This window comes from Aeromonas sp. FL131 (assembly GCF_049860615.1).
Lineage (GTDB): Bacteria > Pseudomonadota > Gammaproteobacteria > Enterobacterales > Aeromonadaceae > Aeromonas > Aeromonas hydrophila.
Genome location: NZ_CP187595.1, coordinates 1,432,340 through 1,451,615, shown reverse-complemented (window position 1 = coordinate 1,451,615; position 19,276 = coordinate 1,432,340). Strand labels below are relative to the sequence as shown.

Here is a 19,276-nt window from a genome sequence, read left to right as displayed (position 1 = left end):
GGCAAGATAGGCCCGCTTTCGAGACTTCCCAGCAGGAACAGGTCACCCATGAATCATGCCATCCGTTTTACCCCTCCTCGCGTCAATCCGGGCCTGCGGCCGCTGGTGATCCTGCTCACCGGCTTGCTGGCCTTGCTGTTCTGCCTGCGCAACCCGCTGTTCCACGGCATGGCGCCAGGCTTTGACGCCTCGCTGTTTGCGGTGATGGGCAAGATGTGGAGCGAAGGGGGCGTGCTTTACCGGGACATGATCGACATCAAGGGCCCCATGATCTTCGCCCTCGACGCCCTCGGCTACGGCCTCGGCGGCTTCTTCGGGATCTGGCTGCTGGAATGGGCACTCTGCTGGCTGGGGCTGCTGGCCAGCTGGCAGGCGTTCGGCCAGCTCGGCCTCTCGCTGCGGGCCCGGCTCGGCAGCATGCTGGCGGTGCTGGCGCTCTACGGTACCCGCTACTACTACGGCAACATGACCGAGGACTGGACGTTCCATCTGGCCCTCATCGCCCAGTGGGCCTTCATCACCATGCTGCTGGACAAGCGTTGCAGCTGGGGACCGGCGCTGGTGGCCGCGCTCACCTTTGCCATCGTCGCCTGGATGCGCACCAACAACGGCGCCTTCTGGGGTGCCTGGTATCTGGTGCTGTTCTGCCACTGGTGCCTGCGCGAGCAGTGGCGCTGCGCCCTCTCCCTGCTCTGCTCCAGCCTGCTGGGGCTGGCGCTCGTCGGCGGCCCGCTGCTCGCCTACTTCCAGCATCACAACCTGCTGGCCGAATTCAAATACTACGCCTTCGACATCTTCTTCGAGGGGAGCTACGGCAACGGCTTCTCGCCGGATGTGGGCAGTGTCGGCCTGTTGCGTACCGGCCTCATCATGCTGTTGCCCGCCTTCATCGTGCTGATGATGGGGCGCCGTCAGGAGTGGTATCTGCCGGCCCTGTGCGCCACCCTGTTTGGGGTCATCTTCACCCTGATCGCCAACTCGGTCTCCGGCCACGTGTTCGATCACTACGATGTGCTCTATCTGCCGCTGGCCCTGCTGCCGCTCGCCTGCCTGCTGGATCGCAGCGAACAGCAGGCCGATGGCCTCGGCCTGCTCTGCATCTCGCTGGTGGTGCTGACCGCCAGCTGGCTGCTGGCCCAGCAGCTGGGTTACGGCTGGAGCACCAAGGAGTTGTCGCTGGAGCGGGTGCGTGAAGTGCTCGGCAACAGCCTGTTGTGGGCGCTGCCGGTACTCATCCTGGTGCCCCTGTGGCGTGCCTGGGATGTGCGCAGCGCCACCCCCTGGCTCGCCTCGCTCGCCATGCTGGCCCTGCTGCTCAACAACGCCTGGGAAGGCACCCTGAAGGGCACGCCGTTCAACCCGCCGGCCCAGGTACGGGTCGATCGGATCAAGGCCGAGACCAGCCCCACCGACAAGATCTGGGTGGACGGCATCCAGCCGCAATATTACCTCTGGACCGATCGCCAGCCGGCCTCCGCCTACCTGTTCTTTGCCAACGTCAACCCGCCCTACGACGTGCGTGAACGGGTACTGGCCGACCTCAAGCGCCAGAGTCCCAAGTTCATCATCGCCAAGCCGGATCGGGTGGCCGATGAGCTCAAAAAGCCGAGCTCCCCCTCCAGTCTCGCCTTCTATCAACATCTGGTGAGCCAGTATGAAGAGGTGGATCCGGGCCTCTATCGCAGGCGCTGAGCCCCCTTGACCGAAAAGGGCCGTCATCCCGCGATGACGGCCCTTTTCATTGCGCCAACGCAGGCAAGGCCCGAAACGGTAGGCAAGCGGCGACGCGCTGACTACAATGGCGCTCTTTTGATATGACGAGTAATGCAGACATGGCGGAACTGACCTACCTCGGTGGCTACCCCGAGCCCCTCAAGGCCCAGGTGCAACAGCTAATCGCGGCGGGCAAGCTGGGGGACGTGCTGGCCAAGCGTTATCCAGAGACCCACCTCATCCAGAGTGACAAGGCGCTGCTCGCCTACACCATGGAGCTGAAGAACCGCTACCTGAAAAGCTCGGCGCCGCTTTCCAAGGTGATCTTCGATGGCAAGATCAACGTGATCAAGGATGCCCTCGGCCTGCACACCTATGTGAGCCGGGTGCAGGGCAGCAAGCTCAAGGCCAAGAACGAGATCCGCATCGCCGCCCTGTTCAAGGAGGCCCACCCGGCCTTCCTGAAGATGATCGTGGTGCACGAGCTGGCCCACCTGAAGGAGAAGGATCACAACAAGGGCTTTTATCAGCTCTGTCAGCATATGGAGCCCGACTATCATCAACTGGAGTTTGATCTGCGGCTCTGGCTCACCTGGCGCGATCTCGAACGGGCCACGCGCTGATCCCGACTGTTTCAAGGAGGAGACATGACTTCATTGCGCCGTTACCTTGCCGTGCGCCACTCAGACCGGCGCCAGCCGCTCGGCCGCTGGCTGGTGGCACTCCTGTTGCTAAGCCCCTGTCTGCAGGCCGCCGAGCGTTGGCAGAGCGATGCCTATCTCACCGAGAGTTTCTTCGAGGTCGCCATGAAGCGGGAGTACGGCCACGAACAGAACGTGCACTTCTCCCGCTGGGAGCAGCCCATCCGGCTCAAGCTGGTCAACGAATTTGGCGACAAGGCGCTGCAAAGCGAGGTGGTCAAAGTACAGAGCCAGCATCTGGCCAGCATCATAGGCCGTCCCATCGCCCTGGTCAGCGAGCGGCCCAACATCACCCTGATCATGACCGAACGCGCCAAGATGGCGAGCTGGGCCAAACGCACCATGGGGCAGGATGCCTCCGTCAAGACGGCGCTCAAGGAGGGGCTCTGCATGGCCAACTTCACCACCAATACCCGCCGCGAGATGGCCCGTGCCACCATCATCATTCCGGTGGATTACAGCCGGGCCAAGGGGCGCTTTCTCGACTGCGTGGTGGAGGAGCTCACCCAGGTGATGGGACTGCCCAACGATTCGGACAAGGTGTTCCCCTCCATCTTCAACGACAATAGCATCGACAGCTTCCCGACCGGGCTCGATTACGTGCTGCTCAAGCTTGCCTATCACCCGGCCCTGCAGGCTGGCATGACGGCCAGCGAAGTGCGGGCAGCCCTGCCTGTCGCCCTTAAGGCACTGCGCGCCAGCGGCGACATCGCCCAGGCCGATCAGCGGGTGCAGATCAACAGTCTCAAACACTGGGCCGGGCTTTGACGGTTGAGGATTAAAGGCTGAGTACTGACGTACGATCAGCTCGGAAGCTCATCCCACCAGCAACAAAAAACGCAGCCTTGGGCTGCGTTTTTTGTTCGGCAAGAGAGGCGCTAGATAAAATCCCGGCCACCAGGCTCAGGAGGCAACACTCTCCGGCATCCAGCTGTCGGCATTCTCCCATACCTCCTGCACCATGGCTTCAGCCAGCTCCTTGTCCTCCTTGCTGGCGCGGCTGACCGTCAGTGCCATGGCACTGCCGGGGGCGACCCGCACATGCAGGTCGGGGAACTTCTCGCCCAGTTGCTTGAGCAGCTCCTGACGCAGCGCCTCCATGGTCGAGGTGGGCACCTGATGTTTTTTGTCGATGATGATTTCCAGACGCATAGGATACTTCTCCATGATTTATAACTGTATTTTTATACAGTAAAAATCAAAAGTAAAGCGCGTCATCAACCTCTTGTTGCCAACCCTGCAGCGACATCACCAAACCCGGCCGGTTACCCCATCACCAAACAAGACAAAAAATTGTTGATATCTATTCTCAACAAAGGCATGATTTATTTGTTATGTTATAACAGTCAAATTGTGAGGCCAGCATCATGCGTCCCGACATTCACCCCGAGTACCGTCAGGTTTTGTTCCACGACCTGACCGCCAATACCTATTTTCTGGTGGGCTCCACCCTCAAGACCGATCGCACCAAGCTGTGGGAAGACGGCAACACCTACCCCTATGTGACGCTGGATGTCTCCAGTGCGTCACACCCTTTCTATACCGGCAAGCAGAAGCAGGTCAGCAAGGAAGGTCAGGTCGCCCGCTTCGGCCAGCGTTTCGGTCAGTTCTTCAACAAAGGAAAAGCGCAGTCATGAAAGTCCTCTCCTCCCTCAAATCAGCCAAGTCGCGCCACCCCGATTGCCAGATTGTCCGCCGCCGCGGCAAGCTGTTCGTGATCTGCAAGAGCAACCCCAGGTTCAAGGCCCGTCAGCGCTGATCCGCAGCCTCATAAAAACAAGGCCCTCATGGGAGGGCCTGGTCCATTTATCACTCCGGCATCATGCCGAATCTGCCGCTGTTGAAGTCATCGATGGCCTGCACTATCTCCTCATGGCTGTTCATCACGAAGGGACCGTGACCCACGATGGGCTCCTCGATGGGATCACCGCTCAGCAGCAGCACAGAGGCGTCGCTGTTTGCCTCGATCATGACCTGCTACCCTGCCCGGTCCAGCACCACCATCTGCGCCTCCCGGGCGATGGCACTGCCGTTGACCTGCACGGACCCCTTGAGCACGATGAGCGCGCCGGTCCAGCCTTCGGGCAACTCGAGTGTGCTGACACTGCCCTGCACCAGACGCAGATCCCAGACATGCAGCGGACTGAAGGTATGGGCCGGACCACGGACCCCCTCAAACTCGCCGGCGATGACCCGCACCGACCCCGCGTCGCTGGCCAGAGCCACCGTCGGAATGTCGCCCGCCAAGATAGGCTGGTAGCCGGGCGGCGTCATCTTGTGCCGGCTCGGCAGATTCACCCACAACTGCACCATCTCGAGCTCACCGCCCGACTCGCTGAAGGCCGGGGCGTGAAATTCCTCGTGCAGGATACCGGCGCCGGCGGTCATCCACTGCACGTCGCCCGGACCTATCACGCCGCCCTGACCGGTCGAATCCCGGTGCGCCACTTCGCCCTTGTAGACGATGGTCACCGTCTCGAAACCACGATGGGGATGTTCACCCACCCCGCGCGGCTGGCGGGTCGGCGAAAAGTTGGCCGGGCCGGCATAGTCGAGCAGCAGGAAGGGGCTCAGCTGCTTGCCGTGGCTGCTGTAGGAGAAGAGAGAGCGGACGGGAAAGCCGTCGCCTACCCAGTGAGGACGGGGTGCGCTGTAAACGCCGAGGATCTTTTTCATCTGTCGCTCCTGACATATCCGGTGGAATTGAACACTGGAGACAGCATAGTTTCGAGACGAACGGGTGGGTAGACTGCTAAATTGGGCATCAGCGTCCTATTTTTGGAACGATGAGAGCACCCTATGCAAGATCTGAACGATCTCTACTATTTCGTCCAGGTGGTGGATCACGGCGGCTTTGCCCCCGCCGGCCGCGCCATCGGCATGCCCAAATCCCGTCTCAGCCGCCGCATCGCACTGCTCGCAGAGCGGCTCGGCGTGCGGCTGCTCCAACGCTCGACCCGCCAGTTTGCGGTGACCGAGCTGGGCCGCACCTACTACGAGCACTGCAAGGCGATGCTGGTGGAGGCCGAGGCGGCGCAGGCCGCCATCGAGATGACCCGGGCCGAGCCCTGCGGGCTCATCCGCATGAGCTGCCCCATCGCCCTGCTGCATACCCATATCGGCCCCATGCTGGCGGATTTCATGGCCCGTCACCCGCAGATCAGGGTCGAGCTGGAAGGGACCAATCGGCGGGTCGATCCCATCGCCGAAGGGGTCGATGTGGCCATCCGGGTCAGGCCGCCACCGCTGCAGGACAGCGAGCTGGTGATCCGGATACTGGCGCAACGTCGCCAGTGCCTGGTGGCCAGCCCGGCACTCGTCGCACAGCAGGGCTTGCCCACCGCACCGGCAGATCTGCACGGCTGGCCGAGCATGGGGCTGGGGACGCCGCGGCAGCACTACCTCTGGTCACTGTTCGGGCCGCAGGGGGCACAGGTCGACCTCACCCACCAGCCCCGCTTCGTCACCACCGACATGGTGGCGCTGCGCAGTGCGGCGCTGGCCGGGGTCGGGGTGGTGCAGTTGCCGCTGTTGATGGTGCAGGAGCAGCTGAGCGCCGCCACCCTGGTCAAGGTAGTGCCTGCCTGGGAGCCGAAGCCCGAACTCATCCACGCCGTGTTCCCCTCCCGGCGTGGCCTGCTCCCCTCAGTGCGGGCCCTGATCGACTATCTGGTGGAGCGCTTCGCCGCCATCGACGAGGAGTGATGAAGAAAGCAGCAGCCCCAGGCAGCCACCCCATCATGGGGTGAATGCTGAATGGACAAGATGGGCCGCAGCCTCAGGCAAGAGGGGTCACAGCGGGGTGGCGCACTTGCGATATTCGGTGGGACTGACCCCCACCCGCTTTCGAAACACACGCGAGAAGTAGAGCTGATCGTCATAGCCCACCTGCTGGCCTATGGTGGCCACCGACAGCGGCGTGGTCTGCAGCAGCAGCTTGGCCCGCATTATGCGCTGATCCTCGCGCCAGCGCACTATGCTCACCCCCACCTGCTCGCGAAACAGGTGCGCGAGGCGCGAGGGGGACAAGAACACCTGCTCCGCCAACGCCTCCACCGAGATCTCGGCGCAGAGCGACTCGCTTAAGATCTGGCACGCCTGGTGAACCCGGTGGTCGATGGCGGGATAGGCATCCAGGGAGGAGGCTTCGTAGCAGCGAATGAGCAGCCGCTCCAGCAGGTTCATCGCCAGCTGCTCCGACATGGGTCGCAGCTGCTGGTGGGTCTCTTCGATGTCGAGGAACAGGGCATCGAACTCGGCGAGCAAGGCGGCGTCCGCCAGTTGCAATCGCCCCACCCGCTCCGTCACCTGCGGCCACTTGAGCCAGTCGGCCCAATAGGCCCGCGGCCGGAAATAGACCCAGCGGTGATACCACTCCTGGGCATCCGGCGCCCGGCCGTAATGGTGCACGGCCGCGGGTGGGAACAACAGCAGATCGCCAGGCTCCACGGTGAAGGCCTGCTCCCCCTGAAAGATCTGCCCCTTGCCCCTGATGGTCAGATTGACGATGAAGCCCTTCATCCCCTGGGGCCGGTCGATGATGAAGTCGAGCGCACTCCCCTGCTCGATGGGGGTCATGCCCGAGACCAGGAAGACGTCGAAGGCATAGCCCGGCAGCAGGGGGTTGAGTTGTTTCGGCTTCTCTTTTTGCATCGAGGACATGGCGGAAAACAGCGCTTGGGTAAAAAAATCGGCTTGGGCCATTGTAAAGACTCACCTTGAGAACGCGCTATCCGGCGCGTGGCGCCGTGTGAAATTGGTGAACTGGCTCACAACGGGATGTGTTGTGCGCCATGGGGCACCCCTCGGCAGGCCCGCAGCGCGCGGGCCTGCATCGGTCGGACAGGGATCAGATACGCGCCTTGCGTACCTGCTTGTAGCGGTCGAACAGCACGGCGGCGAGCAGGATGAGGCCACGCACCACGTACTGGGCAAACGGGGAGATGTTGAGCAGGTTCATGGCGTTCTCCATCAGCCCCAGGATCAGCACCCCGGCGATGATGTAGGAGATCTTGCCGATCCCCCCCTTCATGGAGACCCCACCCAGCACGCAGGCGGAGATCACCACCAGCTCGAAGCCGATGGAGGTCATCGGCTGACCCGAGGTCATGCGCGAGGCGAGTATGATGCCGGCGATGGAGGCAATCAGCCCGGTCATGGTGAAGATGATGATCTTGGTGCGCACCACGTTGACCCCGGCCAGGCGCGCCGCCTCCTCATTGCCCCCCATGGCCAGGGTGTTGCGACCGAAGGTAGTCTTGTTGAGCAGCAGGCCGAACAGCACGAAGCAGACGGCGGTCAGCCAGACCGGGGTCGGGATGCCGAGCAGGGCGGAGTTGCCGAGCTCGAAGAAACGCTCCTCGACGATGCCCACCGCCTTGCCGTCGGAGATGATGTAACCGACCCCGCGCGCCATCTGCATGGTGGCGAGGGTGGTGATGAGGGCGTTGATCTTGAATTTGGCCACCACGATGCCGTTGATGAGGCCAAACAGTACCCCCACCGACATGCCGGCCAGGATGCCCACCGTGATGCTCTCGGTGGCGTTGATGCCCACCGCGCAGGCAACGCCGGAGCAGGCCACCACTGAGCCCACCGACATGTCGAACTCGCCGGAGGCGAGGCAGAACAACATGCCGCAGGCCACCATGCCCGACATGGAGACGGCGAGCCCGAGCCCGCGCATGTTGATCAGGCTGGCGAAGTTGGGTACCAGCACGCAGGCCAGCAAAAACAGGATGGCGAAGATCACCAGCATGCCGTATTGATCCCAGACGCGGGCCAGTTGCAGGCGGGAGCCGCTGGCCGTCGCGGCGCTGGCGGCCTGGCCGACTGAGGTAGTAGTTGTCATGGTATTTCTCCTGAAAATTCCGGGTGCTATCTCGTTGCGGTCAGCAGATCAACGGGCCGGCATGGCCAGATTGAGCGCCTTGACCTCGTTGGCCTCGTCGTGGGAAAGCTCGCCGGCGATCTCCCCCTCCCGCATGACCATGATCCGGTCCGCGATGCCCAGCACTTCCGGCAGCTCGCTGGAGACCACCACCACGGCGATGCCCACCTTGGCCAGATCGTAAATCACGTTGTAAATCTCGTTCTTTGCCCCGACGTCGATGCCGCGGGTCGGCTCGTCGAGCAAGATGACCTTCATGTCCTCGGAGAGCCAGCGCCCCAGAATGGCCTTCTGCTGGTTGCCGCCGGAGAGGTTCATGATGGCCTGCTGAGGAGACGGGGTCTTGACCCGCATGTCGCGGATCCGCAGTCTCGCGTTCTCGTCCTCCCACCGCTGGTTGATCCAGAAGCCCCCCCACGCGTGGTGACGGCGGGCACTGATGTTGATGTTCTCCTGCACCGAGTGAATGGGGATGATGCCAAGTGCCTTGCGATCTTCGGTGCAGAGCATGATGCCGCTGCGAATGGCGTCGATGGGGCTGCCGATGACCACCGGCTTGCCAAATACCGCGATCTCGCCGCTGTGCATCTTGTCGGCGCCGAAGATGAGCTTCATCAGCTCGCTGCGACCGGCCCCCACCAGCCCGAAGATGCCGAGGATCTCCCCGCGTTTGACCTCGAACGACACCGGCGCCTTGAGTCCAGGCCCCATCAGGTGCTCCACCTTGAGGCCCGCCTCGCCGAGCGGCCTTGGGCTGTAGCCATAGATGTCGGTCAGCTCGCGCCCCACCATGGTCTTGACCAGCAGATCCCGGTCCACCTCGGCCATGGAGGCGAAGGTGCGCACGAACTGGCCGTCCTTGAATACCGTGATGGCGTCGCACAGGGCGAAGATCTCGTCCATCCGGTGGGAGACGTAGAGAATGACCTTGCCCTCGTCACGCAGCTGGCGGATGACCCGAAACAGCTGCTCGATCTCGCGCGACGACAGGCTGCTGGTCGGCTCGTCGAAGGCGATGACGCTGGCATCCCGGGTCAGCGCCTTGGCGATCTCCACCATCTGCCACTGCCCGAGCGACAGGTACTTGAGCGGCGTCTCGGGGGAGACGTCCATCCCGAGGCGCGCCAGCTGCCTGGCCGCATCCTGATAGAGCTTCTCCCGGTCGATGACCCCGCGCCGGGTCGGCAGCTGGCCGAGGTAGATGTTCTCGGCCACCGTCATCTCGGGCACCAGGTGCAACTCCTGATAGATGATGGCGATCCCGCTCTCCAGCGCATCGACCGTGCTCTGAAAGACCCGCTCCTGGCCGGCCAGCTTCACCACCCCGGTGGTGGGCGACTGAAAACCGCTCAGGATCTTGAGCAGGGTGGACTTGCCTGCGCCGTTTTCCCCCATCAGCGCGTGCACCGTGCCCTGCTGGCAGCAGAAGGAGACGTTCCTTAGCGCCTTGACGCCGGGAAACTCCTTGCTGATGCCGCAAAACTCCAGATAAGGAACTGACTGATTCATGTTTCACTCCAGCCGACCGGCATGGCGCACTGCGCCATGCCGGTCTCGGTGTCAGGGTTTAAATGGCGTCAATCACAGACCTTTCTTCTGCAGCTCGACCTTGAAGTTGTCGCGGGTAATGAGCACCACGTCGGTCACCTCGGTGAACTTGGCCGGTTCGGCGCCGTTGACTACCCAGTCATGAAGCATCTGGATGCTCTTGTAACCGTGCACGTCCGGGCTGGGCAGCAGGGAGCCGAGGAAGCCGGTGGCGCTGGACTTGGAGAGTTCGTTCACCGCATCCACCCCGTTGATGCCGATGCCGATGACGTTCTCGGCCTTGAAGCCCTGCCCTTCGGTGGCGCGCACGCCGCCGAGCACAGTGTTGTCATTCATGCCGACGATGAGCCAGTTCTTCACCTCGGGGTGCTGCACCAGCATGGAGTTGGCGGCATCCAGTGCCCCCGGAATGTCGTTGGCCTTGGTGGGTGAGCGGTAGATCTGCGCCTCGGGGAAACCGGCGGCCTTGAGCGCGCTCAGGGAGCCTTCGACCCGGCGGCGGGCGGTGTCGAGCTCGTCGGCGGTGATGGCAAGCACCCCGGTCGCCTTCACGTCCCACTGACGTTTTTGCATCTCCTTGTAGAGCTCCTGGCCCTGGCGTTCACCAATCTTGGTAGCGGCCATCATCACCAGCGGCACCTGCTCCATAGGCTGGCCCTTGGCGTTGACGAACTGATCGTCCACCGTGATGACCTTCAGATCCATGCTGTTGGCCTTGGCCATGATGGCGGCCCCGAGCTTGGGGTCTGGGGTGCAGATGACGAAGCCCTTGGCGCCGTTGGCCGCCAGGCTGTCGATGGCATTGAGGGTTTTCTCGCCATCGGGGACGGCGATCTTGATCACCTCGAAGCCGAGATTCTTGCCCGCCTTGTCGGCGAAGTTCCATTCAGTCTGGAACCAGGGCTCCTCCGGTTGCTTGACCAGGTAGCCCAGCTTCAGTGTCTCGGCCGAGAAAGCAGAATTTGCCATACCAAGGGCAAACCCCATTGCGATCATGCTGTTAACGATTTTGTTCATGCGAGTGTCTCCAGGTGTTCTATCAATCCATGTATCCACGCCGTGCTGCTCCTTGAGTCAATCAAGTCGCAGCCATATAAAAACATGCTTAAACAGGACGTTATTGTTGTTGCTAGTTGAGCGAACCAAGTTGTAATCGTTTTCACATGGAAAAATGGAGAGCAGGATCACGCCATGAAATTGCAGCTGTTTTGTCTATGTTTTCAGCAAAATAATCACATATCCGATCTTCGATGGCCGTCACCCTCTTGCCGGCATAGCGTTTAAATCCATATTTCCAGCAGCCAATGGCTAACCGCCCATCCAGTCCATCTCCTATGGTTCCTCCCCAGTCACCCCTCATTGATGGTCAGGAGCACTTATGTCTGAGCACCCCAGGTCCGAGCAGATCACCATCGGACTCGATTTCGGCAGCGATTCGGTCAGGGCACTCGCCGTGCGCTGCCACGACGGCGCCGAGCTGGCAACCCAGGTCGTCTATTACCCGCGCTGGCAGGCCGGTCGTTACTGTCAGCCGGTCACCAACCAGTTTCGCCACCACCCCCTCGACTATCTGGAATCCATGGAGCAGGCGGTGGTGGCGGTGGTGAGCCAGCTCACCCCGAGTCAGCGCGCAGCCGTGCGTGGCATCGGGGTGGACAGCACCGGCTCCACACCGGCCCCCATCGACGAGGAGGGCCGAGTGCTGGCACTGCGCCCGGAGTTTGCCTACAACCCCAACGCCATGTTCGTGCTGTGGAAGGATCACACCGCCATCGAGGAGGCCGAGGCCATCACCGCCCTGTGCCATGGCGGCCAGTTCCCCGACTACAGCCGCTACATCGGCGGGGTCTACTCCTCCGAGTGGTTCTGGGCCAAGATCCTGCACGTCTCCCGCGCTGACGCGGCGGTGCGCGCCGCCGCCTGCAACTGGGTCGAGCTGTGCGACTGGGTGCCCGCCATCCTGAGCGGTACCCAGGCCCCGGCCGACATCCGGCGCGGGCGCTGCTCCGCCGGCCACAAGTCCCTCTGGCACCCGAGCTGGGGCGGCCTGCCCCCCGCCGAGTTCCTCAACGCGCTGGATCCGCTGTTGACCGAGGATCTCGACTACCCGCTCTTTACCGACAGCTGGACCGCCGATCTGCCGGTCGGCACCCTGACCACCGAGTGGGCGGAGCGGCTGCATCTCTCCTGCGAAGTGGTGATCGCTGGCGGCGCCTTTGACTGCCACATGGGGGCGGTGGGGGCCGGGGCCGGCAACAATGCGCTGGTCAAGGTGATCGGCACCTCCACCTGCGACATCCTGATCGCCGACGAAGCCACCATAGGTGATCGGGCCATTGCCGGGATCTGCGGCCAGGTGGACGGCAGCGTGGTGCCGGGCATGGTGGGACTGGAGGCGGGACAATCGGCGTTTGGCGACATCTATGCCTGGTATCAGCGCCAGCTCGGCTGGCCGCTGGAGAGCCTCGCCGCCCAGTATCCGGAGCTGCGCACCGCCATCGAGGCCCACAAGCGGGAGCTGCTGCCAAGCCTTGCAACCGCCTGGGAGCAGCAGCGCGATCTGGCCCACCTGCCGGTGGTGCTCGACTGGTTCAACGGTCGCCGCACCCCATATGCCAACCAGCGCCTGCAGGGCACCGTCACCGGGCTCAACCTCGGCACCGATGCGCCCGATCTGTTCGGTGCCCTGGTCGCCTCCACCGCCTTCGGGGCTCGCAGCATCATGGAGTGCATGACCAGTCAGCAGGTGCCGGTGGAGCAGGTGATCGCCCTTGGCGGCATCGCCCGCAAGTCGGCCACCGTGATGCAGACCTGCGCCGACGTGATGAACAGGCCCATCCAGGTGGTGGCCTCGGATCAGTGCTGCGCCCTAGGGGCGGCCATCTTTGCCGCCGTGGCGGCCGGCATCCACGCCGATGTGGCCAAGGCCCAGCACCACATGGCGAGCGCCGTGGAGCGCACCCACCAGCCTGACCCTGAGCGGGTCGCCGAATACGAGCATCTCTACCAGCGCTACCTCGCCTGGGGCGCTGCCGCCGAGCCGCTCTACAACCGGGGGATTTCGGCATGAACCTCAAGATGCTCAAGGAGCAGGTGCTCGTCGCCAACCTGGATCTGCCGCGCCACGAGCTGGTGACCTTCACCTGGGGCAACGTGAGCGGCATAGACCGAGAGCGCAATCTGGTGGTGATAAAGCCAAGCGGCGTCAGTTATGAGCGGATGCTGCTCGAAGACATGGTGGTGCTGGATCTGGCCGGCAAGCAGGTGGAAGGCGCCTTGCGCCCCTCCTCCGATACCGCCACCCATTTGGTGCTCTATCGCGCCTATCCGGAGCTTGGCGGCGTGGTACACACCCACTCCACCCACGCCACCGCCTGGGCCCAGGCGGGGCGTGCCATCCCCATTTTCGGCACCACCCAGGCCGACTACTTTAACGGCGAGATCCCCTGCTCGCGCCTGCTCACCCCGGGTGAAGTGGAGGAGGATTACGAGGGGCTGACCGGTCATCTCATCGTCGAGACCCTCAAGCAGACCCCCATCCTCACCATGCCGGGAGTGCTGGTGGCCAACCACGGCCCCTTCAGCTGGGGCAAGAGCGCCGAGGACGCGGTACACAACGCCGTGGTGCTGGAGGAGGTGGCGCGCATGGCCTGGCTCACCGGCCAGATCAACCCCGCGGCCCGCCCCCTGCCCGATTACCTGCTGGAGAAGCACTACCAGCGCAAACATGGCAAACACGCCTATTACGGCCAGACAAAAGCATAAAGAGGACACCAAGATGGAATTGATGAAACAGCTGGAAGTGTGGTTTCTGGTCGGCAGCCAGCACCTGTATGGCGCCGCCACCCTGAAGCAGGTGGCCGATCACGCCCACACCATCACCAGCCAGCTCAACGAGCGCGCCGGCCTGCCGGTCAAGATAGTGCTCAAGCCCACCGGCACCACCCTCGACGAGATAAGCGCGGTGGCCCGTGATGCCAACCACGACCAGCGCTGCATCGGGCTCATGGTGTGGATGCACACCTTCTCCCCCGCCAAGATGTGGATCCCGGCCCTCAGCCAGTTGCAAAAACCCCTGTTGCAGTTCCACACCCAGTTCAACCGGGATCTGCCGTGGAGCGAGATCGACATGGACTTCATGAACCTGAACCAGACCGCCCACGGCGGCCGTGAGTTCGGTTTCATGGGGGCCCGGCTGCGGCTGCCGCGCACCGTGGTGGTCGGTCACTGGCAGGATGAAGAGGCCCACCGCAAGCTGGGCAACTGGATGCGGGTCGCCGCCGCCATTCACGACAGCCGCCACCTGAAGATCGCCCGCTTTGGCGACAACATGCGCAACGTGGCGGTCACCGAGGGCGACAAGATTGAGGCCCAGATCCAGTTTGGCTATCAGGTGAACTACCACCCGGTCGGCGATCTGGTGAAGGTGATCGACGCCGTGCCTGCAAGCGACATCGAGGCGCTGCTGGCCGAATACGAAGAAACCTACCACCTGACCGAGGCGGTGCAGGCGGGCGGGCCGCTTCGCGCCTCTCTGTATGAGGCGGCGCGCCAGGAGCTGGGGATGAAGAAATTCCTCACCGACGGCGGCTTTGGCGCCTTCACCACCACCTTTGAAGACCTTCACGGCCTGCACCAGCTGCCGGGGCTCGCCTGTCAACGCCTGATGCAGCAAGGCTTCGGTTTCGGCGCAGAGGGAGACTGGAAGACCGCGGCCCTGCTGCACACCCTCAAGGTGATGGGGGCCGGTCTTGCGGGCGGCACCTCCTTCATGGAGGACTACACCTACCACCTGGAGGCGGGCAACAACCTGGTGCTGGGCGCCCACATGCTGGAGGTCTGCCCCTCCATCGCCGGCGATAAACCCGTGCTGGATGCCCAGCATTTAGGGATAGGCAAGAAGGCCGACCCGGCCCGCCTGCTGTTCGCGGCACCCGCCGGCAAGGCTGTCAATGCGAGCCTCATCGATCTGGGCAACCGCTTCCGGCTGGTGGTCAATCAGCTCGAGGTGGTGGACCTGCCAGAGGCCATGCCGAAACTGCCGGTGGCCAGCGCCCTGTGGCAGCCCATGCCGGACCTGCAGACCAGCGCCGAGGCCTGGATCCTGGCGGGCGCCGCCCACCACTCGGTATTCACCCAGTCGGTGGATATCGAACAGCTGCGCACCTTCGCCGACCTCATGGGCATCGAGTTTGTGGTCATCGACGAGCACACCCGCATCCCCGAGCTCAAGCAGACCCTGCAGTGGAACGAGGTCTACTACAAGCTCTGCCACTGAGTCCGCCACCAGAAAAGCTGGACAGCCCCACCAGCGGGGCTGTCTCTTTGTACTCTCTCCCCCGTACCTCTTTTTCTCCTGCCACTGGCGCCTGCCTGCCCAATAAAGCGGCAGCCGGCCGGTCTGCCCTTCGTTCTGCCTGTACTATGGTTTACCATGCAGGCAACCGAGGTGCATGGCACCCCCACCCTGGCGCCAGGCGCCACCGTCATCGGATATCCCTCTCGAGCAACATGAGCAAAACAGCACACGCCGGCAGCGAGCCGACCTTCTACTTCCACGACTACGAGACCTTCGGCATCAGCCCGGCCAGGGACAGGCCGGCGCAGTTTGCCGGCATTCGTACCGACGGGGATTTCAACCTCATCGGCGAGCCGCTGGTCATCTATTGCAAGCCGCCCGCTGACTATCTGCCGGAGCCGGAGGCGTGCCTCATTACCGGCATCACGCCGCAAAAAGCGATGAAGGACGGGCTGTGCGAGGCGGATTTCATCCGTCAGATCCACGAGCAGTTCGCCACCCCGGGCACCTGCGTGCTGGGCTACAACAGCATCCGCTTCGATGATGAAGTGACCCGCTACACCCTCTATCGCAACTTCTATGACCCCTATGCCTACAGCTGGCAGAACGGCAACTCCCGCTGGGACATTCTCGACATGCTGCGGGCCTGCTACGCCCTGCGCCCGGAGGGGATCGAGTGGGCGTTTGATGAAGAGGGCAAGCCAAGCTTCAAGCTGGAGAAGCTCACCGTCGCCAACGGCGTGGCCCACGCCAATGCCCACGATGCACTGTCCGACGTGCTGGCCACCATCGAGATGGCCAAGCTGGTGAAAAAGGCCCAGCCCAAGCTGTTCGGCTATCTGTTTGACCTTCGCAACAAGAACAAGGTGAAGGCCCTCATCGACGTGGTGACCATGAAGCCGCTGGTGCACGTCTCCGGCATGTTCTCCCCCTGGCAGGGGTGCGCAAGCTGGGTCTCGCCGCTCGCCTGGCACCCCAGCAACCAGAACGCGGTGATCATGGTGGATCTGACCCGCGACCCCACCCCGCTCATCGAGCTCACCAGCGAGGAGATCCGCGAGCGCCTCTACACCAAGAAAGAGGAGCTGGGGGAGCTGGCCGGCATTCCGGTGAAGCTGGTGCACATCAACAAGTGCCCGGTGCTGGCGCCGGCCGCCACCCTGACGGCAGAGCGTGCCGACCAGCTTGGCATCGACCGGGAGCAGTGCCGCAAGAGCCTGGATCTGCTGCGCGCCCACCCCGAAGTGCGGGAAAAACTGGTGGAAGTGTTCAATCAGGAGTTTGCCGGCAGCAATGACGGCGACCCGGATACCCAGCTCTACGCCGGCTTCTTCGGTCACGGCGACAAGTCCACCATGGATCTGGTGCGCGCCACCCCGGCGGATCTGCTGGGTGAGCGGGAGTTTGCCTTCACCGACGCACGGCTGCCGGAGATGCTGTTCCGCTACCGTGCCCGCAACTGGCCGCACACCTTGAGCGAAACGGAGCAAAAGCGCTGGCGGCTGCACTGCAGCGACTACTTCAGCCACCGTCTGCCCGACTATGTACCGCGCCTCGAGGCGCTGGCCGAGCAGAATCAGGGTAACGAACGGAACTTTGCCATCCTCAAAAGCCTCTATCACTACCTCGAAAATCTGTGAGATGTGACCCGCCTCACGGTTAAATGACTGTACGCTCCCCCGCCCCGCGACATAATGGGAAGGGGAGCAAAGACTCCTGATGTTTCAATTATTTGTGCGCTAACATTGCACTAACGGCCGGTTGGCCTATCGACCCTTGGGGATGCCGCATCCGATGCGTTCAGGATTATCCGGTTTTGGTTTGCTCATCTGCGCCCTGCTGCCATCGGCCAGCATGGCGGGTGTGCGTTTTGATGTCCCCGACTATCTGTTGCAGTTGCCGCAGCAGACCTATCAGTTGATCGAGAGCAACTTCAGCCGCCTCTATCAGCAGACCGACTTTACCCCCCAGATCACCAACAGCTATTTCAACCGCTCCGATCTCTACAACTTCGTCGGCGTGCCCCTGGCCATAACCCCCCAGGCCGGTTTCCAGCTGGAAGTGTTCGGCCAGCTCTACAACCGCGCCTCCCAGAGTTATGTGCACATGAGCCAGGACATGTCGCTCTATCGGATGATCCGGGCCGACATGATGGGCAACACCAACGACGAGGTCGCCCTCGGCATGGGGCTCGGCATTCCGCTCACAGCGCAGCTCACCTTCAAGGCCCTGCTCTCCAGCAACGAGATCCCGGGCTATGGCGCCGCCAATTACGCCATCGGCTTCGAGTGGCGTTACTGACTCCGGCATAGCAGCGCCTTTCGCAATACATTCAGGCTCCCGTGGGAGCCTGAATCATGATGGCCAGCCTGCTCAGCGGTAGCGGATCACCCGCCCCTCGCCCCCCTGCAGGGTGAGCGCGGTACAGACTGTCCCCTCATCCCAGAAATCTTCGCCCCCTGCCGGCAACAGGAACTCCTGAGGCTGCGCCTCCCAGTTGAAGAGGCAGAGCAGGTTGCCTCCCTCGGGCAGGCTCACCTCACCGCAGGCAAAGTCCATCGACTCGAAACGGGCGCCAGGGGCGCGCGCCGCGCAAAGCTCGAGCAGCTTGCGCAGTTGCGCCGCCTGTACCTCGTCGAGATCCTGCAGCCTGTCCCCGGCCAGCATCATGCCGCCGCTTGCCACCAGCACCGCCAGATGGAAACGGTACTCGGCAGGGCTCGCCTGCTGGCTCGGCAGATCCCGCAAACAGATGCAGTCAGGGTCGAGGGCCCACAGCCGGTCGTTCTGCCAGGCGCGGCAGAAGGCCTCGCGAGCGATCTGGCGATAGCGATGGCCATTGCGCTCCACGTCATCGCTCACCCGCATGCCGTGCACCAGCCCAAGGCTTGGCCAGATGGGCGCGTTGCAGCCGAGCAGGAAGGCCCCCTCACCCGCCCCGCGCAGGATGGCGGCCATGCCGCGTCGGTAGGCCTCCACCCGGGTGGCGGCCGGGTCATGGAAGCGACCGCCGTGGATGGCCCCCCAGAAGTTGGCGTCGAGCTTGAAGTAGTGGATGCCCCACTGCTCGCGCAGGGTACGAAACACCCGCTCGAGGTGAGCCTGTACCTCGGGGTGGGTGCCATCCAGCACATACCAGGGGGTACAGCGCCAGCCGCCATAGGTAACCCGCTCGGAGGGCAGCGGCAGCCCGTCATCCCCCTTCACGAACCAGTCGGGGTGATCCTGAAACACCTGGGAGCCAGGCTCGGCGATAAAGGGGGCCACCCAGAGCGCGGGCTCGCAGCCGGCGCCTTTGATCTCGGCGGCCAGGGACGCCACCCCCTGCTCGAACTTGGCCGACGGGGTGAGCCAGTCGCCCATTTTCGCTTGATAGCCGTCGTCGATCTGCACGTAGCGCAGCGCCGGAAAGCGCTCGGCACGCACCTGCAGGTTCTCGCGAATGTCGGCGGCGCTCACGTCCGCGTAGTAGTGATACCAGGAGCACCAACCGCTGGGGCGTTCGCCAACCTGGCCGATCAGCGAGCCATGCTCCGCCTCGATCCGCTGCGCCAGTTCGGCCAGCAGTGCCTCCCGATCTTTCCCCTCAAGGCAGAGCAGCGCCTCGCTCTGCCAGAACTGGCCGGCAGGGAGTGCACGCCCCTCACCGTTCATCATGATCTGCAACCGGCCATCGGGGTAGAGCCGAAACTCCCCGCCAAAGCGCTGACAACTGGCAAAGGCGAGCAGCAGCCAGCCCTTGTCATGCTCCACCAGCAGCAGGTTGTGCACCGTGTGATAACCCTGATCATCGGTGATGCGATAGACACCGGCATCGGAGCAACGGCCGACCGGTTGTGGCGCTTGCCAGCTGCCCATGGTCTGGGCCAGCATCTGGAAGCCTTCGCCGTAGATGGCGCACGTAGGCGAGAGGCCGAGCTTGCCGTCAAACAGCGTCCAGTACCCGACCCGGGCCTCGCTGCCGCCGGTGTTGTCGAGCCGCACCCGGCACAGGGGGCCCTCCCACTGGCGGGTTTGCAGCAACGAAGGGGGCAGATGGTGGTCGTCCGCCAGCTGGCGCAGGCGGGACAAGAGAGATGTCATGGCGACTCCTTGTGGTTCGAAAAGGGTTCTATCTGAAAATCT

The 19,276-nt window shown here is 63.2% G+C and carries 17 protein-coding genes and 1 pseudogene; 11 read left to right on the top strand and 7 right to left on the bottom strand.

Annotated elements, in window-relative coordinates; translation table 11 throughout:
* Positions 1–48: 48 nt before the first annotated feature.
* From ACPW75_RS06955 to ACPW75_RS06945, 3 genes are all read left to right on the top strand, one after another.
* Positions 49–1,692, top strand: coding sequence for a hypothetical protein (locus ACPW75_RS06955; protein ID WP_179101384.1), 1,644 nt, complete (start codon positions 49–51; stop codon positions 1,690–1,692).
* Positions 1,693–1,832: 140 nt separating this feature from the next.
* Positions 1,833–2,336 (top strand): M48 family metallopeptidase, encoded by a 504-nt coding sequence (locus tag ACPW75_RS06950; protein ID WP_011705787.1) that lies wholly within the window; start codon positions 1,833–1,835, stop codon positions 2,334–2,336.
* 24 nt (positions 2,337–2,360) lie between these two features.
* Positions 2,361–3,182, top strand: coding sequence for a DUF2927 domain-containing protein (locus ACPW75_RS06945; RefSeq protein WP_077095930.1), 822 nt, complete (start codon positions 2,361–2,363; stop codon positions 3,180–3,182).
* Positions 3,183–3,317: 135 nt separating this feature from the next.
* Here the strand turns inward: ACPW75_RS06945 and ACPW75_RS06940 are convergent, their stop codons facing one another.
* Positions 3,318–3,566, bottom strand: coding sequence for a DinI family protein (locus ACPW75_RS06940; protein WP_011705785.1), 249 nt, complete (start codon positions 3,564–3,566; stop codon positions 3,318–3,320).
* A gap of 215 nt (positions 3,567–3,781) precedes the next feature.
* On the opposite strand from ACPW75_RS06940, the gene ACPW75_RS06935 reads away from it, so the two are divergent.
* Together ACPW75_RS06935 and ykgO are read left to right on the top strand one after the other, a co-directional pair.
* Positions 3,782–4,051, top strand: a complete 270-nt coding sequence (locus ACPW75_RS06935; protein WP_010634187.1) for a type B 50S ribosomal protein L31 — start codon at positions 3,782–3,784, stop codon at positions 4,049–4,051.
* Positions 4,048–4,173 (top strand): type B 50S ribosomal protein L36, encoded by a 126-nt coding sequence (gene ykgO, locus ACPW75_RS06930; protein WP_005300174.1) that lies wholly within the window; start codon positions 4,048–4,050, stop codon positions 4,171–4,173. The genes ACPW75_RS06935 and ykgO overlap by 4 nt, the downstream gene beginning before the upstream one ends.
* A gap of 50 nt (positions 4,174–4,223) precedes the next feature.
* Here ykgO and ACPW75_RS06925 read toward each other — a convergent pair.
* A pseudogene (locus ACPW75_RS06925) lies at positions 4,224–5,090 on the bottom strand (pirin family protein).
* Positions 5,091–5,213: 123 nt separating this feature from the next.
* Here ACPW75_RS06925 and ACPW75_RS06920 point away from each other — a divergent pair.
* The gene (locus tag ACPW75_RS06920; protein ID WP_077095931.1) at positions 5,214–6,119 is read left to right on the top strand and encodes a LysR family transcriptional regulator; all 906 of its coding nucleotides are present in this window, start codon (positions 5,214–5,216) and stop codon (positions 6,117–6,119) included.
* A gap of 87 nt (positions 6,120–6,206) precedes the next feature.
* Here the strand turns inward: ACPW75_RS06920 and araC are convergent, their stop codons facing one another.
* The 4 genes from araC to ACPW75_RS06900 form a co-directional block, all read right to left on the bottom strand.
* Complete coding sequence (gene araC, locus ACPW75_RS06915; protein ID WP_044799840.1) at positions 6,207–7,118, bottom strand: arabinose operon transcriptional regulator AraC; 912 nt, start codon at positions 7,116–7,118, stop codon at positions 6,207–6,209.
* A 145-nt stretch (positions 7,119–7,263) separates the two neighbouring features.
* Positions 7,264–8,265, bottom strand: a complete 1,002-nt coding sequence (gene araH / locus ACPW75_RS06910) for an L-arabinose ABC transporter permease AraH (protein ID WP_029303215.1) — start codon at positions 8,263–8,265, stop codon at positions 7,264–7,266.
* Positions 8,266–8,313: 48 nt separating this feature from the next.
* Positions 8,314–9,813: an L-arabinose ABC transporter ATP-binding protein AraG gene (araG, locus tag ACPW75_RS06905; protein ID WP_077095932.1), complete on the bottom strand. Its 1,500-nt coding sequence runs from the start codon at positions 9,811–9,813 to the stop codon at positions 8,314–8,316.
* A 72-nt stretch (positions 9,814–9,885) separates the two neighbouring features.
* Positions 9,886–10,869: an arabinose ABC transporter substrate-binding protein gene (locus tag ACPW75_RS06900; protein ID WP_077095933.1), complete on the bottom strand. Its 984-nt coding sequence runs from the start codon at positions 10,867–10,869 to the stop codon at positions 9,886–9,888.
* 361 nt (positions 10,870–11,230) lie between these two features.
* Here ACPW75_RS06900 and ACPW75_RS06895 point away from each other — a divergent pair, with 361 nt between their 5' ends.
* From ACPW75_RS06895 to ACPW75_RS06875, 5 genes are all read left to right on the top strand, one after another.
* Positions 11,231–12,922, top strand: a complete 1,692-nt coding sequence (locus ACPW75_RS06895; protein ID WP_425904432.1) for a ribulokinase — start codon at positions 11,231–11,233, stop codon at positions 12,920–12,922.
* Positions 12,919–13,617 carry an L-ribulose-5-phosphate 4-epimerase gene (locus ACPW75_RS06890; RefSeq protein ID WP_077095935.1) on the top strand — a complete coding sequence of 233 codons (699 nt, stop codon included), beginning with the start codon at positions 12,919–12,921 and terminating at the stop codon, positions 13,615–13,617. The genes ACPW75_RS06895 and ACPW75_RS06890 overlap by 4 nt, the downstream gene beginning before the upstream one ends.
* Positions 13,618–13,630: 13 nt before the next feature.
* On the top strand, positions 13,631–15,130 hold the full coding sequence (gene araA / locus ACPW75_RS06885; RefSeq protein ID WP_077095936.1) for an L-arabinose isomerase: 1,500 nt from the start codon (positions 13,631–13,633) through the stop codon (positions 15,128–15,130).
* A gap of 233 nt (positions 15,131–15,363) precedes the next feature.
* Positions 15,364–16,791 carry an exodeoxyribonuclease I gene (sbcB, locus tag ACPW75_RS06880; protein WP_179101385.1) on the top strand — a complete coding sequence of 476 codons (1,428 nt, stop codon included), beginning with the start codon at positions 15,364–15,366 and terminating at the stop codon, positions 16,789–16,791.
* A 154-nt stretch (positions 16,792–16,945) separates the two neighbouring features.
* A complete protein-coding gene (locus ACPW75_RS06875) occupies positions 16,946–17,452 on the top strand; it encodes a hypothetical protein (RefSeq protein WP_039214596.1) in 507 nt (168 codons plus the stop codon).
* Positions 17,453–17,524: 72 nt separating this feature from the next.
* Here the strand turns inward: ACPW75_RS06875 and ACPW75_RS06870 are convergent, their stop codons facing one another.
* Positions 17,525–19,234 (bottom strand): glycoside hydrolase family 36 protein, encoded by a 1,710-nt coding sequence (locus ACPW75_RS06870; protein ID WP_077095938.1) that lies wholly within the window; start codon positions 19,232–19,234, stop codon positions 17,525–17,527.
* Between the last annotated feature and the right edge of the window lie 42 nt (positions 19,235–19,276).

Bases quoted from the DNA above. Each gene is read 5' to 3' on its own strand.
- ACPW75_RS06955 (WP_179101384.1), top strand. From the start codon at position 49: ATGAATCATGCCATCCGTTTTACCCCTCCTCGCGTCAATCCGGGCCTG.
- ACPW75_RS06950 (WP_011705787.1), top strand. From the start codon at position 1,833: ATGGCGGAACTGACCTACCTCGGTGGCTACCCCGAGCCCCTCAAGGCC.
- ACPW75_RS06945 (WP_077095930.1), top strand. From the start codon at position 2,361: ATGACTTCATTGCGCCGTTACCTTGCCGTGCGCCACTCAGACCGGCGC.
- ACPW75_RS06940 (WP_011705785.1), bottom strand. From the start codon at position 3,566: ATGCGTCTGGAAATCATCATCGACAAAAAACATCAGGTGCCCACCTCG.
- ACPW75_RS06935 (WP_010634187.1), top strand. From the start codon at position 3,782: ATGCGTCCCGACATTCACCCCGAGTACCGTCAGGTTTTGTTCCACGAC.
- ykgO (WP_005300174.1), top strand. From the start codon at position 4,048: ATGAAAGTCCTCTCCTCCCTCAAATCAGCCAAGTCGCGCCACCCCGAT.
- ACPW75_RS06920 (WP_077095931.1), top strand. From the start codon at position 5,214: ATGCAAGATCTGAACGATCTCTACTATTTCGTCCAGGTGGTGGATCAC.
- araC (WP_044799840.1), bottom strand. From the start codon at position 7,118: ATGGCCCAAGCCGATTTTTTTACCCAAGCGCTGTTTTCCGCCATGTCC.
- araH (WP_029303215.1), bottom strand. From the start codon at position 8,265: ATGACAACTACTACCTCAGTCGGCCAGGCCGCCAGCGCCGCGACGGCC.
- araG (WP_077095932.1), bottom strand. From the start codon at position 9,813: ATGAATCAGTCAGTTCCTTATCTGGAGTTTTGCGGCATCAGCAAGGAG.
- ACPW75_RS06900 (WP_077095933.1), bottom strand. From the start codon at position 10,869: ATGAACAAAATCGTTAACAGCATGATCGCAATGGGGTTTGCCCTTGGT.
- ACPW75_RS06895 (WP_425904432.1), top strand. From the start codon at position 11,231: ATGTCTGAGCACCCCAGGTCCGAGCAGATCACCATCGGACTCGATTTC.
- ACPW75_RS06890 (WP_077095935.1), top strand. From the start codon at position 12,919: ATGAACCTCAAGATGCTCAAGGAGCAGGTGCTCGTCGCCAACCTGGAT.
- araA (WP_077095936.1), top strand. From the start codon at position 13,631: ATGGAATTGATGAAACAGCTGGAAGTGTGGTTTCTGGTCGGCAGCCAG.
- sbcB (WP_179101385.1), top strand. From the start codon at position 15,364: ATGAGCAAAACAGCACACGCCGGCAGCGAGCCGACCTTCTACTTCCAC.
- ACPW75_RS06875 (WP_039214596.1), top strand. From the start codon at position 16,946: ATGCGTTCAGGATTATCCGGTTTTGGTTTGCTCATCTGCGCCCTGCTG.
- ACPW75_RS06870 (WP_077095938.1), bottom strand. From the start codon at position 19,234: ATGACATCTCTCTTGTCCCGCCTGCGCCAGCTGGCGGACGACCACCAT.